General features: G+C 72.2%; 11 protein-coding genes. 4 read left to right on the top strand and 7 right to left on the bottom strand.

Annotated elements, in window-relative coordinates; translation table 11 throughout:
- Positions 1-14 precede the first annotated feature (14 nt).
- From ABC270_RS07335 to ABC270_RS07325, 3 genes are read right to left on the bottom strand one after another with little or no spacing between them, the layout of a single operon-like run.
- Positions 15-1556 (bottom strand): CYTH domain-containing protein, encoded by a 1542-nt coding sequence (locus ABC270_RS07335; protein ID WP_412880175.1) that lies wholly within the window; start codon positions 1554-1556, stop codon positions 15-17.
- On the bottom strand, positions 1553-2365 hold the full coding sequence (locus ABC270_RS07330) for a hypothetical protein (RefSeq protein ID WP_412880174.1): 813 nt from the start codon (positions 2363-2365) through the stop codon (positions 1553-1555). Before ABC270_RS07330 ends, ABC270_RS07335 begins: the two co-directional genes overlap by 4 nt.
- Positions 2362-2700, bottom strand: a complete 339-nt coding sequence (locus ABC270_RS07325; protein WP_412880173.1) for a PadR family transcriptional regulator — start codon at positions 2698-2700, stop codon at positions 2362-2364. The genes ABC270_RS07330 and ABC270_RS07325 overlap by 4 nt, the downstream gene beginning before the upstream one ends.
- A gap of 89 nt (positions 2701-2789) precedes the next feature.
- On the opposite strand from ABC270_RS07325, the gene ABC270_RS07320 reads away from it, so the two are divergent.
- On the top strand, positions 2790-3062 hold the full coding sequence (locus tag ABC270_RS07320; protein WP_058724840.1) for a mycoredoxin: 273 nt from the start codon (positions 2790-2792) through the stop codon (positions 3060-3062).
- A 130-nt stretch (positions 3063-3192) separates the two neighbouring features.
- On the opposite strand, the gene ABC270_RS07315 is transcribed toward ABC270_RS07320, so the two are convergent.
- Both ABC270_RS07315 and ABC270_RS07310 read right to left on the bottom strand, forming a co-directional pair.
- Positions 3193-5328, bottom strand: coding sequence for a DEAD/DEAH box helicase (locus ABC270_RS07315; RefSeq protein WP_412880172.1), 2136 nt, complete (start codon positions 5326-5328; stop codon positions 3193-3195).
- A 508-nt stretch (positions 5329-5836) separates the two neighbouring features.
- Positions 5837-7081 carry an aminoglycoside phosphotransferase family protein gene (locus ABC270_RS07310; protein ID WP_412880171.1) on the bottom strand — a complete coding sequence of 415 codons (1245 nt, stop codon included), beginning with the start codon at positions 7079-7081 and terminating at the stop codon, positions 5837-5839.
- Positions 7082-7161: 80 nt separating this feature from the next.
- Here ABC270_RS07310 and ABC270_RS07305 point away from each other — a divergent pair, with 80 nt between their 5' ends.
- Entirely contained in the window at positions 7162-8193 is a 1032-nt protein-coding gene (locus ABC270_RS07305) for an FUSC family protein (protein WP_412880170.1), read from the top strand.
- Between the two features lie 223 nt (positions 8194-8416).
- On the opposite strand, the gene ABC270_RS07300 is transcribed toward ABC270_RS07305, so the two are convergent.
- Complete coding sequence (locus ABC270_RS07300; RefSeq protein ID WP_412880169.1) at positions 8417-8746, bottom strand: hypothetical protein; 330 nt, start codon at positions 8744-8746, stop codon at positions 8417-8419.
- Positions 8747-8949: 203 nt separating this feature from the next.
- Here ABC270_RS07300 and ABC270_RS07295 point away from each other — a divergent pair, with 203 nt between their 5' ends.
- Complete coding sequence (locus ABC270_RS07295; RefSeq protein WP_058724844.1) at positions 8950-9627, top strand: response regulator transcription factor; 678 nt, start codon at positions 8950-8952, stop codon at positions 9625-9627.
- Positions 9624-11162: a sensor histidine kinase gene (locus ABC270_RS07290; RefSeq protein WP_412880168.1), complete on the top strand. Its 1539-nt coding sequence runs from the start codon at positions 9624-9626 to the stop codon at positions 11160-11162. Before ABC270_RS07295 ends, ABC270_RS07290 begins: the two co-directional genes overlap by 4 nt.
- Before the next feature lie 16 nt (positions 11163-11178).
- Here ABC270_RS07290 and ABC270_RS07285 read toward each other — a convergent pair whose 3' ends face one another.
- A complete protein-coding gene (locus tag ABC270_RS07285) occupies positions 11179-14652 on the bottom strand; it encodes an error-prone DNA polymerase (RefSeq protein WP_412880167.1) in 3474 nt (1157 codons plus the stop codon).
- Between the last annotated feature and the right edge of the window lie 8 nt (positions 14653-14660).

Here is a 14660-nt window from a genome sequence, read left to right as displayed (position 1 = left end):
CACCGGCGCGGCGCTCACACGCGGTTGAGCGTGTGCACCGCCTCGTCGTAGGACTGTTCGGCGAGCCGGACGCGGTCGCCCGCGAGGACGCCGTACCCGAACGTCACCTCTCCGCCGCGCTCCGCGATGCCCGAGTTGACCCGGAGCTGCTCGAGCGCGTGCAGTGACCGGACCCGCTCGGTGAGGACCTCGGCCGCGTTGCCGATCCGCTTCCACAGCGCGTGCGGGAACGCATCGTCGCCGAGGACGTCCATCGCCATCCGAGCACGGAGCGTCGCCGTCCACGCCAGCTCGGTGGCGGCGAGGGCGGCGGCCTCACGCTCGACCACGGCCACCTCGGCGTCCTCGTCGGCGACGGCGTCGCGCACGAGGTCGCGCACGCGGGGCTTCTCGATCGCGGAGACGTCCTGCGCGACGTGCTTCGGGGAGCGCAGGGCCCACGCGGTCGGCTCGGGTCGTTCGACGGCGTCGTCGAGCGCGTCGAGGAGCTCGAGGAACGGTTCGGTGTGGAGGAACGCCACGACGTCACGGATCGCGTTGGCGCGCCGTTCGCGGGTGGCCGCGAGGATGCGCTCGCGGGTCATCGCGTCGACGAGGGCGTCCTGCGCCGGGGTGGATGCCCGGGGCAGCCGATCCACGAGGTACTCGGCGAGTGCCGCCCGCGCCGTCACGACCGCGAGCGCGTCCGCGGCCTCGGCGGCGCGGTCGAACTCCGCGGTCGGCGCGAACGCCGGTCGGTAGGAGCCGAGGACCGCTGCGATCCCGAGCGCGGTCGAGGCGATCTCGCGGAGGTCGACGGTCGGCGCGGTCGCCTGGTCGCGCAGGTCGGCCTGCTGCTCGAGCAGCGCGGCGCGCAGCTTCCGGAGGCGCTTCGTGAGTGCGCGGGCGGCGGTGCCCTTCTCGGGCTTGTCGCCGGTCTGGAGGCGCGGTGCCGGTGCACCGGCGAGCCCGCGTGCCAGCTTGGACGAGACGGCGGCGGGGCCGGCCCCCACGGCCGCGAAGCGTCCGTCGAGGGCGGCGAAGAGCTCGTGGGCGATCTGCTCGTCCACGCCGCCGACGGTCTCGACCTCGACCTCGCGCCAGGTGCGCGGCGTCTCGGGGGCGTCGTCGTCGAGGCGCTGTGCCCGGACGGTGTCGTCGGCGAGCTCGGCGATCTGGTCGCCGTCCTCGTCGAGGAGCCGAGTGACGGTCCGGGTGGTGGTGATCCGCACGACGGGACGCAGGCCGCGCCCACGGCGTTCGGTGAAGAGCGCCGCGAGGACCTCGTCCGGCACGGTGTCCGCGTCGTCGGTGAGCGGGAAGTGCTGCTCGTGCCGGACGGTGTCGGAGGCAGCGCGCTTGATGTGCCAGCCGGCGTCCGCTCCCCCGGTGCGGCGGCGGACGGTCACGCGTGCCGCGACGAGGTCGTACCGCTCGGTGTCCCAGTAGGTGGCGTCGAGTTCGAACGGCTCCTGCCGGTCGGACTGCAGGATGCCGCCGACACCGATCAGGTCGGGCAGGTCCCCGCCCGCCGGCAGGTCGTAGGTGCGCTCGATCTCGAGGTGCGTGTCACTCACGCGCTCTTGTCTACCAGGGCTCCCTCGGGTGCCACGAACCGTCGGGGACGATCGGTGGAGAACCTGCTGGCGACGAACCCGGCGACGACGAGCGAGAGGTACGGCACGCCGAACAGGATCGGGTTCCACTGCGCCGGCAGCAACGTCCACAGCGCCCCGGTGTGCTCCGCCTGCACGAGGACCATCGGGAGCGCGGCGAACGTCCAGGCCGGCCAGGGCGTGCGCGTCGCGACGAACCACCCGACGAGGGGCAACAGCGTCAGGAGCAGGGAGAACTCGAACGGGACCGGCACGACCGACGAGAGGGACGGGAGGAGGACCATCACCACGGTCGCCGCGAGGACCGTGCTGGCACCGATCCACCGTCGGGGAGTACTCGCCTGCAGCACGAGGATCGCGAGCGCGACGGCCACACCGGGCACGACGTGCACGAGTGCCTCCCCGACGAGCGTCCCGACGACGCGTTCGGTCCACGATCCGGAGTTCGTCTGCAGGAGCAACCACACACCCGACGCGACGAGCGACACCACCGCCACCGCCACGAGGACGGGCACGGTCCGGACGCGGTGCGGTTCGGGACGGACGTCGAGCGGTGCTGCGGTCATGGTGGTCCCCCAGGTGGTGCGACGATCGGCACGGCGGTGGAAGAGCGCCGTGGTGAAGGCGCCGAACGCGAGTGCGGTCGGCGAGAGGTCGAGTTCGGGAGCGCCCTGCACGTCGGCGACCCACTGCTCCCGGCGGACCGCGCGGTGCGCGGCGGGCGAGATCGCGACGGCCGCAGCGACGAGCACGCGGTCGAGCGCTCTCACGACGCCACCGGCCGGTTGGTCGGACGGGTGCGGCCCGTGGAGCGTGCCACGGCCCGTGCCGTGTCGGCCCGGGCGTCGACGAGCTCGCGCGCCGCGACCGCTCCGTCTCCGGTGAACTCGTAGAGCCGTCGTCGCGGCCCGGACCGCTCGGCGTCGTCGTCCCAGCTCGACCGGATCCACCCGAGCTGCTCGAGCCGCTCGAGGATCGGGTACACCGTGCCGGCCTGCCGCCCGGTGGCCTTGATGACGAGCAGCCCCCACGTCGGCTCGTCGGCGGTGAGCAGCGCGTCGAGAACCTCGAGCGTGGGGGCGGTCACGCGCCTGATCGGTTCCATGCACTGAACCTACCTATGTAGAACAAGCCCGTCAAGCTATGTAGGACAAGGTGGACGCCATGCCCAGACAGCCGGGTTACCCTGAGCGCATGAGCGAGACGATCACCCGTGACCAGTTCGTGCCCGAGGCCGGCGGCGTCACGATGTTCACGACGAGCTGGTGCGGCTACTGTGCCCGGCTGAAGAACCAGATGACGAAGGCCGGTGTGCCCTTCCGCGAGGTCGACATCGAGCAGACCCCGGGTACGGCCGAGCTCGTCGCCGAGGTCAACGGCGGCAACCAGACCGTGCCGACGCTCGTGTTCCCGGACGGCAGCACGGCGACGAACCCCTCGCTCGCCGAGGTCCAGTCGCGCGTCTGACGCGCCGAACGCCTGGGAGCGGCGGCCGCCGCACGAGCAAAGCCCGCCGGCACCACGTGGATCCGTGGTTCCGGCGGGCTTTCGTCGTGCGGACGCGAACGGCACCAGGCCGCCGCGCCTGCGCCGACCGCTACCGCGCCCCGCGCTCCAGCGCCTCGGTGAGCAGCGCCGCCATCGCGTCGAGCTGGATGTCGCCCGAGTCGACGATCTCCTCGTCGGAGCCGTCGAGCGCCCGAGCGGCCAACGAGGCCTTCGAGTCGATGAGGTCGGCGATCTTGGTGTCGATCGTCTGTGCCGCGATGATGCGCCACGCCGTGACGGGCTCCTCCTGCCCGATGCGGTGCACGCGGTCGATCGCCTGCGTCTGCTCCGCACTCGTCCAGGACAGCTCGGCCAGCACGACGTTGGACGCGACCTGCAGGTTGAGGCCGACGCCCGCCGCGGTGAGCGAGCAGACGATGACGGCGACGTCGGGGTCGTTCACGAACGAGTCGATCTCGGCGGTGCGCTGCGTCGGCGTCTGGTCGCCACGGATCGTCGCCGTGCGCAGGCCGCGGCGCGCGAAGACCTCCTCCGCCTGGTCCATCACGTCGAGGTGCTTCGCGAAGAACACCACCTTGCCGACGTTCGACGCGAGCTGCGCTGCGTAGTCCGCGGCGAGCTGGGCCTTGGCGCGACCGATCCGCCGGACCATCGAGAACACGTTCTCCCCGGTGGACGAGGCATCCTGGTCCTCGAGCTCCCACCGCGCGACCTGGCGGACCAGCTTGTGGTCGATCCCGACGACCGGGTCCTGCCCGGTGCGGGCGTCGAGGGCCTGGTGGTAGCGGCGGACGAGCTTCGCGGTGAGCTCGCGCTCGGCGTCGCGGATCGAACGGCCCTCTTCGCCGTCGAGCTCGACCGGGATGTCGGCGATGCGACGGGCGGGGATGTCCGCGGCGACGTCGACCTTGCGGCGTCGGACGATGCCGAGGTCGATCACGGCCTTCCGTGCCTCGGTGAAGAAGCCCGGGTCGGCCGGCGTCAGACCGATCTCCTCGAGCTCGTTCATGAGCTTCGCGCGCGGCTTCTTGTCGTCGATCCAGCCGAGGAACTCCCAGATGGTGCGGAAGTCCTCGACGGAGTTGATGAGCGGCGTACCGGTGAGCGCCATGAGCAGCGGCGAAGCGACCCGGGAGCGGATCTTCTCGGCGAGCTGCAACACGAACCGGGACCGCTGCGAGTCCTTGTTCTTGATGAAGTGCGCCTCGTCGACGACCATGCCCTTGAACCCGAACGAGCCGAGCCAGCCGACGTGCCGGTCGAGGATCTCGTAGTTCACGATGACGACGTCGGCGAACCCGTCGAGGTCGTCGCCGTCGCCGTGGATGACGGTCGCGGTCCGGTTCGGGATCCACCGTGCGGCTTCGCGCGCCCAGTTCGTCTTGACGACGTTCGGGACGACAACGAGCAGCGGGAACGCGTTCGCGGCCTCGGCGGCGAGGAGCGACTGCGCGGTCTTGCCGAGGCCGGGTTCGTCCGCGAGGAGGAACGTGCGGTGCCCCTGCGAGGCGGCGGCGACGAGTTCGGCCTGGTGCTTCATGAGCGTCGTGCCGGACTTCGAGTGCAGCGTCGTGGGCTCGGGCAGCGGCATCGACGCCGCTCCCCCGCCCGCGCCGTACTCGAACGACTTGAACAGCGGACCGAAGAGCTCCCAGTTCGCCAGCCGACGCGGGTGTGCGACGGGCTGGTCGGCGAGCGCGAAGTCGGGCGCGAGGAACGGGTTCGCGAGCTGGCGCTGCACGACGGCCTGCGGCACGACCGATCGCACGGGGGTCTCGACGGTCGGCGCCGGTTCGGCCGCGATCACGAGGTCCTCCGGCTGGAGTTCCATGCCGCCGGCGATCATCATGTCGCGCTTGACGGTGCGGGTGGCCTCGCTGACCGAGGCCTCCTCGGTGAGGAGCTGGATCACGCTCGTGTCGCGCGCAGCCGTCTTCGCGAGGATCGTCGCCACGCCGTCGAGCCGCTTGAGCTGCTCGGCGCGCTGCGCGTCGGTGAGGTCCGTGTCCGCCTTGACCCGTGCGCGTTCCTCGCGCATGAGCAGGGCGACCGCCTGGAACTTCGAGCGGTTCGACGCCTTGAGCGGTCCGCGCTGGGCCGCCGCCTCGACCTCGCGCACGGCGCGGGCGAGGACGGGGATGACGCCGTCGTTGTCGAGCGGCCTGGTGCGGCGCGACGCGGTCCGCGTCCCGCCGGCTGCACGCCGGGTGCCTGATCGAGCCAACGCTCCTCCTGTTCCGCCCGTTCGTCACGGGCGAGCCGCCGATCGGCGGAAGTCTCCGTCCGGGTCCAGGTGGTCCCGGCGCATCGCGGGCCACCGTGGCCCGTCGTCCGCCGGTCCCCCACCGCCACGCTTCCGGAGCGTCCGCGGTCGGTTCCGCGCGGGCGCCTGCGCCACCACTCGGGTGACCGTGACGGCCCGCGCCGGGATCCGGCGCCGTCACACGCACGTGGCGCCCCCTCGGGGCGGCCACGGATCCGGCACCCGCGTCCGCCAAGTGGCAGACCGGTCCTGTCTGGATGCGACGGGACGCGCAGGCACGCGGTACGTGCGCGGTCAGTTTACTCCTCGACCACCGACGGAGGCGACTCGACGCTGCCCGCGCGCGTCGTGCCTCCAGGCCGGCGCGTCCGGACCCGACCGGAAGGCGCGGTTCAGGACCGGCGGACCGGCGTCGGACCCGTGGTCGGGACCCGACCGGGAGGCGCGGTGCAGGACCGGCGGACCGGCGTCAGACCCGCGGTGCGGAGCGCGGGCGGACGACACCGTCGGACGGGGCGACGGGGGTCGCCTCGGCGAGCGCAGCGCGCGTCGCCGCGAGCAGTTGCTCCGCGGTGGCGATCCCGGTGGCTGAGCCGGTCGTCGCCTGTCCGCCCGCGTGGGCGAGGAGCTGCGCGCCGATGGCGGGACCGATGCGGTCGGCCTCGGCGGGGTTCCGTGTGACCCAGTCGCGGGCGATCGCGTCCGCGAGCCGTTCCGCCGCCGCACCGCGGTCGGCGTCGCCGCGGGACCGGTGCCAGAGGCCGGTGACCACCAGGTGCGCGACCACGGCGCCCACGTCGCGGACGGGGTAACCCCAGCCCGCGGTGTCGATGTCGAGGAGGCCGGAGATGCGCCAGGGCTCGTCCTCGTCGACGAAGACCTGCTCGAGGTGGAGGTCACCGTGCACGACCTGCTTCGTGCCGCTCGTCCACCCGATCGAGCGCCGGCCGATCGCGTCGTACAGCCGGTCGATCTCCTCGGCGTCCTGCGGCAGCGCGGCGACCAGCGTGCGACGGTGCCAGTCCGCGTGGTCCATGGCGTCCGCTCGGGCCTGCTGGGTCATCGGGACCGTGGCGATCCGTCCGGAGAGCGCGGCGAGCGACGCCACGAAGCGCGGGTCGTCGGCGATGTCGAGGATGCGGCTGCCCGCCGGGACGCCGCGGATGCGTTCGAGCACGAGCAGCCCGTCGCCGCGGCTCGACAGCACGCGGGGAACCGGCAGACCGGCCGCGACGAACTGCTCGTGCGACCGGACGATCGGAGCGACGCGGTGCGGACGGACGACCTTGAGGAACACGGTGCCCTCGGGGGCGTCGACGCGGACCACGGCGCGCTTGCCCGGTCGGTACGCGGCGACCGTCAGCGTGGGGTCGGTGACCGGCATGCCGAGCGTGGTGAGGAGTTCGGCGACGGCGTCGCGGTACGTGACCTGCGGCAGGACCGGCAGGCCGGGGTCGTTCGGGTACGCCCACACCGAGACCGGCTCGCCGGTGGCGGGGTCCGTGACGATCGCGCTGTTCTGGTCGTGCGCGCCGCCGGTGTCGACGTAGGTCAGGACCGTCGCGCGCTGCCCTCCGCGGTCGACCGTGTCGACCTCGTAGCCGTAGAGGTAGCCGTTGCCCGACGGCTCGACCGAGTGGGCGCGTGCAGCCACGACGGAGGTCCCGGAGCCGGCGAAGGCCTGCGGGATGACGCGCTCGTGGTTGGGCCACACGGGATCAGTCAACCGTGTCCGCGCGGTTTCGTCGCGTTCGTGCACGGCCGGTCGTGCGGCTCGTGGCTACCGTGAGTGACGTGAACCCGGTCGCGAGGCTCCGCAGCTCCAGCCGCACCCCCTTCCTGCAGGTCGTCAAGACCGCGGTCGCGGTGGTCGCGGCGGTGCTCCTCTGCCGCCTCCTCATCCAGGGGCCGTTCCCGACCTTCGCGGCCATCGCTGCGCTGCTCGTCGTGCAGCCGAGCATCAACCAGTCCTTCGTGAAGGGGCTCGAACGGAGCGCCGGGGTCGTGCTCGGGGTCGTGCTCGCGACCGCTGTGCACCTGCTGCTCGGGGACAGCGTCTGGGTGGTGCTGCTCGTCGTCGTGCTCGCGATCCTCATCGCCTGGGCCCTGCGCCTGACCCCGACGTCCGCGACCCAGGTCGGCATCAGCGGCATGCTCGTCCTCACCGCGGGCGTCGTCACGCCGAACTACTCGGCCGACCGGATCCTCGAGACCGTCGTCGGCGCGGTCGTCGCCCTCGTCGTGAACGCCGCGCTCGTGCCGCCGGTGCTGCTCGAGCCGGCGCACCTCGCCGTGGCCCGGCTCGCCCGCGACACCGCAGCGGCGTTCGAACGGATCGCGGTCGGGCTCACCGAGGGGTGGGAGCACGACCGGTGGCACGAGGCGCTGCTGCAGGCCCGTGCCCTTCGGTCCCAACACCTGCGTGCCGAGGCGTCGATCGGGGCCGCACGCGAGTCCCTCACGATGAACCCGCGACGGAGCCGACACCGGGACGTCCTCGACCGGGATGCCGCGGTCGCCGAGCACCTGCGTGTGCTCGTCACACGGGTCACCGGCATGACCCGCGCGATCCGGGACAACACCGGGCCGGACCTCGTCGCCGACCCGGTCGTCGGGCGGATCGCCACCGAGGTCGCACGGATCGGGGCCGACGTCCGGGCGCTCAGCCAGCGGGTCGAGGCGAGCGATCTCCCCGTCGTGGAGGAGCCGGCGTTGACGGCGCCGCTCGAGGTCCTGCGGCCGAACTCACAGCACTGGATCCTCATCGGGGCGCTGCTCGAGGACATCCGGCGTGTGCGCGAGGAACTCCTCGGCGAGGACGACTGACGCGGCACGCGGTCGGCGACGGCACGGCGCGCGGTACGGCGCGCGCCGTGCGGCGCGCGCCGTTCGGCGCCCGGTACCGCGCCCGGCGTGCCCGAGTCTCGTGCTGGCGGACACTCCTCGTGCGCGGGAGCACGAGGACCGTCCGCCAGCGCGAGTCGCCGCGGCCTGCACCCGAGACGCGGCACCACCGGCACGAGGCTCGTGGCGCTGCCGCAGGCGCGCGTCAGCGTCGGGCGGCCACGGCCTCGGCAGCGGTGTGGACGATGGAGTCCCACAGCTCGGTCGACGGCACCACGGCGCCGGCGTCGAGCACGTCGGCCCGGACGACCTCGGCGTCGGCGAAGCGACAGATCTCCGCGACCGCGGCGTCGGCCCCGGCCTCGAGCGCTGCGCGACTCGCCACGTCGGGCACGGCCGTCCGGAGTTCCGCGACGACCCTCCCCCGCCGCTCGTCCGCGAGGTCCTCGAGCGTGCAGACGCTCTTCCACGCTGCGTCGAGTTCGATCCGGAGCCGGATGATCGCCGGGTGGTCCGACGTCTCGGTCATGGTCATGGTGGTGCCCCCGTGCTGACCCAGCGTCGGGCGCGCTCGGTCCGTCCGCAGCCTAGCAACGAAGAGAGCGGTCCTCACGTCCCTCGAACGCGGGACAGAACGTTCTACTACGAGAACGTTCTGTGACGAGATTCAGCAGGATCGGCCCAGGGGTCTCCCACGCGTACAGGTTCGATGCCACGATGGGGGCGAGGAGGTCCACTATGCGGTTGTTGGTGGTCGAGGACGACGACGAGATGCGCGCCCTCATGGAACGCGGACTCGCTGCCGAGGGGTACCGCGTCGTCGCGGTCGAGAACGGTGTCGAGGCGCTCATCGCACTCGGGGAGCAGTCGTTCGACCTGGCGGTCGTCGACGTCATGATGCCCGGCATGTCCGGCTTCGAGCTCGCCCGACGGATCCGCGAGCGGGAGGACCCGGTGCGCATCCTGCTGGTCACCGCTCGTGACGCCGTCGACGACCGTGTGTTCGGTCTCGACGCCGGCGCGGACGACTACCTCACGAAGCCGTTCGCGTTCGCCGAGCTCACCGCACGTCTCCGCGCGCTCGGCCGACGCGAGACCGCCGGCGCGCCCCGCACCATCGAGGTCGGCGACGTGGCGATCGACTCCGAGGCGCGTCGCGTGGCGATCAAGGGGCAGCGCGTGGCGATGAGCCCGACCGAGTTCGCGCTCCTGCGGCTGCTCGCGCGGTCCGTGGGCAGCGTCGTCGACCGGCCGAAGATCCTCGAGGAGGTCTGGGACGGTTCGCAGCACGTCGATCCCAACGTCGTGGAGCAGTACATCTCGTACCTCCGCAAGAAGCTGACCGCGCACGAGGCGACGGTGGCGATCTCGACGGTCCGCGGACGCGGCTACCGCCTCGACCTCGTCGGAGCGTGAGCACCACGACCCCGGACGGCCGGTCGGACGCGCCGACCGGCCACCGGGGCCTGATCCGCCCGCTGCGACTGCTGTCGCTGCGGGCCAGGATCACGATCGGGTCGACGGCGATCGCGGCGGTCGTGATCGTCCTGCTCGTGCTCGTCATGCGCTTCCAGGTGGTCAGCGTCGTCGCGAGCGCCACCCGGACGCTGCTCGACGCTGACGCTGATCCGTACGTCGCGACCCTCGAGGTCGACAGCGACCCGGACCTCTCGCAGCCCGGGAACGCCCAGCTCGTCGCGGTGGTGTCCCCCTCCGGTGACATCGTGCTGTCGACGATGCCCGGTCGGCTCGAGCGGGCGCTCGGCAGCCTCACCGAGGAGCGGGCCGGCACCCGGGTGATCGACGTCGCGAGTTCGCAGTACCGGATCGTCGTCGAGCACCCCGTCAACCGAGCCGGCCGGTGGACCGTGGTCGCCGCGCGCAACTCCCAGGCCGAGGCCCTCGTCGTCGACGACCTCACCACGACCCTGTCCCTGACCGGCCTGGCGATCCTCATCGCGTTCGGTGTCGCGTCGTGGGTGCTCGCGACGACAGCGCTGCGACCGGTGAACCGGATGCGGCGCGAGGCCGAGCGGCTCTCGGTCGCTCCCGAGCGCGCCGAACTGCCGGTGGGCCCGGCCCAGGACGAACTCGCATCGCTCGCGACCACCCTCAACGCCTTCCTCGCCCGGACCAGACAGGCGACGGAGCGCGAACGCCAGATGGTCAGTGACGCGAGCCACGAGCTCCGCACGCCGCTCGCGATCCTGACGACCCAGCTCGACCTGGCGTCGCTGGACGGCGACGACGCGACCGCCCTGGCAGCCCACATCGAGCGCGCCAAGCTCAGCGTCGCTCGTCTGTCACGGCTCGCGAACGACCTGCTCGCGCTCTCCCGCATCGAGGAGTCGGAACGCCGGGAGCAGGACGGCGCCGAGCAGCCCACGACGGGGTGGTCCGACCTCGGTGACGAGGTCATGGCAGCCGTCGACCGCGTCCGGCTCATCGCCTCGGCGAAGGACATCACCGTCGACTTCGACCTCGAGGCGCCGACCACCCACGGGCGGACCGTGACCGGCGGCTCCGGTGGTTCCGGAGCAGGGACCGACGACTCGTCCGAACCGCGGTACCGGCTCGACACCGGTGGCATGGCGCAGCTCGTCACCAACATCGCCGGCAACGCGGTGGCGGCGCTCCCGCGCGGCGGCGGGATCTTCGTCTCGTGGCGGAGCACCGACGGCGAGGGGATCCTGCAGGTCACGGACGACGGCCCCGGAGTCCCGGAGTCGTTCATCCCGGTGGCCTTCGACCGGTTCACGCGTCCGGACGAAGCCCGCAAGTCGCGGCCGAACCCGGATCCCGCGACCGGTGCGATCACCATGCCCGGGGGCTCCGGACTCGGGCTCGCGATCGTGCGGGCGATCGCAGAACGGGCGGGAGGCACGGCGTCCCTCCGCAACGTCCGCTCCGGTGGCCTCGAGGTCACCATCACGGTCCCCGAGGCTCGGTAACGCTGCGGCACACCGGTCACTGGAAGTCCCGCGACCGGGTCCGCACCGCCAACGGCAGGCGCTCCATCCGGTCAGCCACCACGTTGACCACGCCCTCGGCGGATCGTTCGAGGATGCCCCGCACGATCACCGCGGGCGACTCACGAGCGGTCCGACGGTAGCGCCCCCACACCCCGACGCTGCAGATCACGTTCACGAGCCCCGTCTCGTCCTCGACGTTCATGAACGTGATGCCCGAGGCCGTCGCCGGACGCTGCCGGTGGGTGACGATCCCGCCGACCTCGATCCGCCGGCCGTTCTCCGCCGTCATGGTGTCGGCGACGCTCAGCACACCTCGACGCTCCAGCACCGGTCGGACGTGTCGGACGGGGTGGTCGTCGGTCGTCATCCCCGTCGACCACATGTCCGCGATGAGGACGTCTCCGCTCGTCATCTGCCCGAACAGCGGCGGTTGCACGACCACCTGGGTGCCGGGGAGCTGGTCCGGTCGTTCCGCCGCGGCCTGCCCGGCGGACCAGATGCCGCTCCGGCGGTCCTCGCCGAGGGAGGCGAACGCATCGGCAGCGGCGAGCGCCTCGAGCTGCGCCGTCGTCAGTCCGACACGGCGGGCGAGGTCGGACATGTCGGTGAAGGGCCCGTTGGCCCGACGCTCGGCGACGATCCGCTCCGCGCTGCGGCGGCCGAGGGAGGTCACCTCGGCCAGCCCGAGCCGGACGGCGAACGCACCGTCGCGGCGGTGCCGGGCGGTGTCGTCCGGCAGCGAACGGTCGAACGGCGGCACCTCGGGCTGCTCGTCGGCCAGGCAGCCGTCGTCACCGGTCGTCACCGGCCCGCCAGCACCGGCTGCAGCACCGTCACTGTCACTGTCACCGGAAGCACCACCAGGACCGGCACCGTCGAGCGGCTCCATCGTGGCGTCGACCTCCGACCGCAGGATGTCCGGCCGGAGCACCCGCACGCCGTGTCGACGGGCGTCCGCCACGAGTGTCTGCGGTGAGTAGAACCCCATCGGCTGCGCCCGGAGCAGCGCCGCGAGGAACACCCCGGGGTAGTGCAGCCGCATCCACGCGCTGGCGTACACGATGAGCGCGAAGCTGATGGAGTGGCTCTCGGCGAAGCCGAAGTTCGCGAACGCCTGGATCTTGGCGTAGATGGCGTCGGCGTCGGCACCGTGGATGTCGTTCCGCGCCATCCCCTCGTAGAGCTTCTCGCGCAGCCGTTCGATCTTCTCGTGCCCGCGCTTCGACCCCATCGCGCGTCGGAGGAGGTCGGCGTCGTCGCCCGTGCACCCGCCGACGACCACCGCCATCTGCATGAGCTGTTCCTGGAACAAGGGGACGCCCTTGGTCCGGGCGAGGACCGGTTCGAGCAGTGGGTGCGGGTACGTGATCGCCTCGGCACCGCTGCGGCGCCGGATGTACGGGTGCACGGCGCCGCCCTGGATCGGACCCGGACGCACGAGCGCGACCGCGATGACGAGGTCGTAGAACTCGCGGGGCAGCAGCCGCGGCAACGACCCCATCTGCGCGCGGGACTCGACCTGGAACACCCCGATCGTATCGGCGCGGCAGAGCTGGTCGTAGACGCCGGGCTCCTCCTTCGGGATGGTGTGCATGTCCCACCGCTCACCGCAGTGCTCCGCGGCGAGGTCGAACGCGTACTGGAGCGCGGCGAGCATCCCGAGCCCGAGCATGTCGAACTTCACGAGCCCCATGTAGGCGCAGTCGTCCTTGTCCCACTGCAGCACGGTGCGGCCGTCCATCCGGGCGTGCTCGATCGGGACGACCTCGCCCACCGGCCGGTCGGTGAGCACCATGCCGCCCGAGTGGATGCCGAGGTGCCGCGGGAACCCGAGCACCTGCTGCGCCATGTCCACGACGGGCCCAGGGATGTCGTGGTCCTGGCTCTCGGTCACGGACCCCCACCGTTCGACCTGCTTCGACCAGGCGTCCTGCTGCCCGGGGCTGTGCCCGAACGCCTTCGCCATGTCGCGCACGGCGCCCTTCGGCCGGTAGGTGATGACGTTCGCCACCTGTGCCGCGTTGAACCGGCCGTACTTCTCGTAGACGTACTGGATGACCTCTTCACGACGGTCCGAGTCGAAGTCGACGTCGATGTCGGGCTCCTCGTCGCGCAGCGCCGACAGGAACCGCTCGAACGGCAGCCCGTACCGGATCGAGTCGACGGCGGTGATCTCGAGCAGGTAGCAGACGGCGGAGTTGGCGGCGGAGCCCCGGCCCTGGCAGAGGATCCCCCGCTGCCGGGCGAACTGCACCATGTCGCGGACGATGAGGAAGTACCCCGGGAAGTCCTTGTCCTCGATGACGGCGAGCTCCCGTTCGATGCGGGTCCGTTTCGCCGGGTCGACCCCGTCGTCACTGCCCGGGTAGAACCGCCGAGCACCCTCCCAGGTGAGCTCACGGAGCCACGACATGGTGGTGTGGCCCTCCGGGACGTCGAGCTTCGGCAGGCCGGGCCGCGCGGTCTTCAGCGTGAACCCGAGCTCGTCGGCGAGGGTCACGCTGTGCTCGACGGCTCCAGGCCACCGGGCGAAGCGTCTGGCCATCTCGGCACCCGAGCGCAGGTACGCCGTGTCGGCTGCCGGCAGCCACCCGTCGATCTCGTCGAGGCTCCGTCGTGCCCGCACCGCCGCGAGCGCCGAGGCCACGGGGAACCGGGCCGGGGTCGCGTAGTGGACGTTGCCCGTCGCCACCACGGGCAGGGCGTGCCGTGCGGCGAGCGCGGCGAGGAGGTCGTTCCGGGCGGAGTCCAGCGGATCGCCCTGGTCGGTGAGCTCCACCACGACGTGGTCGGTGCCGAACCGGTCGAGCAGGAGGCGCAGGGCGACCTCGGCCTCGGACTCGCCGCCCCGCTCGAGCGCCTGCCGCACAGCACCCTTGCGGCACCCGGTGAGCACCCGCCAGTGACCGCCGGCCCGTTCCGCGAGGTCGTCGAGGTCGTACTGCGGCCGCCCCTTCTCGGCACCGGCCGCCAGGTGGGCGCTCGTCACCGCCCCGGCCATCCGGTGGTAGCCGTCCTGCCCGTCGGCGAGGAGCAGCAGGTGCGTGCCCTCGGGGTCGGGGACACCGTTCTGCGGTTCGGTGAGCCCGAGCGACAGCTCGGTGCCGTAGACGGTCGCGATCCCCGGGTACGACTCGGCTGCCTCGGCCATCCGGGCGACACCGTAGAAGCCGTCGTGGTCGGTCAGCGCGAGCCCGTGCAGGCGCAGTCGTGCGGCCTCCTCGAAGAGCTCCTCCGGAGAGCTCGCGCCGTCGAGGAAGCTGAACGTCGAGTGCGCGTGCAGCTCGGCGTACGGCACGACCGGACCGGAGTCGTCGCGGCGGAGCGCCGGCGGCACGTACTTCTCGCGCTTCCGCGACCAGGCGGGACTGTCGCCGCCGTCGCCGGCGTGCGTGCTGCCCGGACTGCGACGGTCGGACAGGGCACGCTCGAACTGCGACCACGGGATCGGGGGGTTGCTGTAGCCCATCAGGTGCT

This window comes from Curtobacterium phoenicis (assembly GCF_047238015.1).
Lineage (GTDB): Bacteria > Actinomycetota > Actinomycetes > Actinomycetales > Microbacteriaceae > Curtobacterium.
Note: the sequence above shows the minus strand (reverse complement) of the source record. Positions and strands in the feature narration are given on the sequence as shown.

Excerpts from the sequence above, each read along its gene's own strand:
- ABC270_RS07285 (WP_412880167.1), bottom strand. The coding sequence starts at position 14,652 with ATGGGCTACAGCAACCCCCCGATCCCGTGGTCGCAGTTCGAGCGTGCC.
- ABC270_RS07295 (WP_058724844.1), top strand. The coding sequence starts at position 8,950 with ATGCGGTTGTTGGTGGTCGAGGACGACGACGAGATGCGCGCCCTCATG.
- ABC270_RS07325 (WP_412880173.1), bottom strand. The coding sequence starts at position 2,700 with ATGGAACCGATCAGGCGCGTGACCGCCCCCACGCTCGAGGTTCTCGAC.
- ABC270_RS07300 (WP_412880169.1), bottom strand. The coding sequence starts at position 8,746 with ATGACCATGACCGAGACGTCGGACCACCCGGCGATCATCCGGCTCCGG.
- ABC270_RS07320 (WP_058724840.1), top strand. The coding sequence starts at position 2,790 with ATGAGCGAGACGATCACCCGTGACCAGTTCGTGCCCGAGGCCGGCGGC.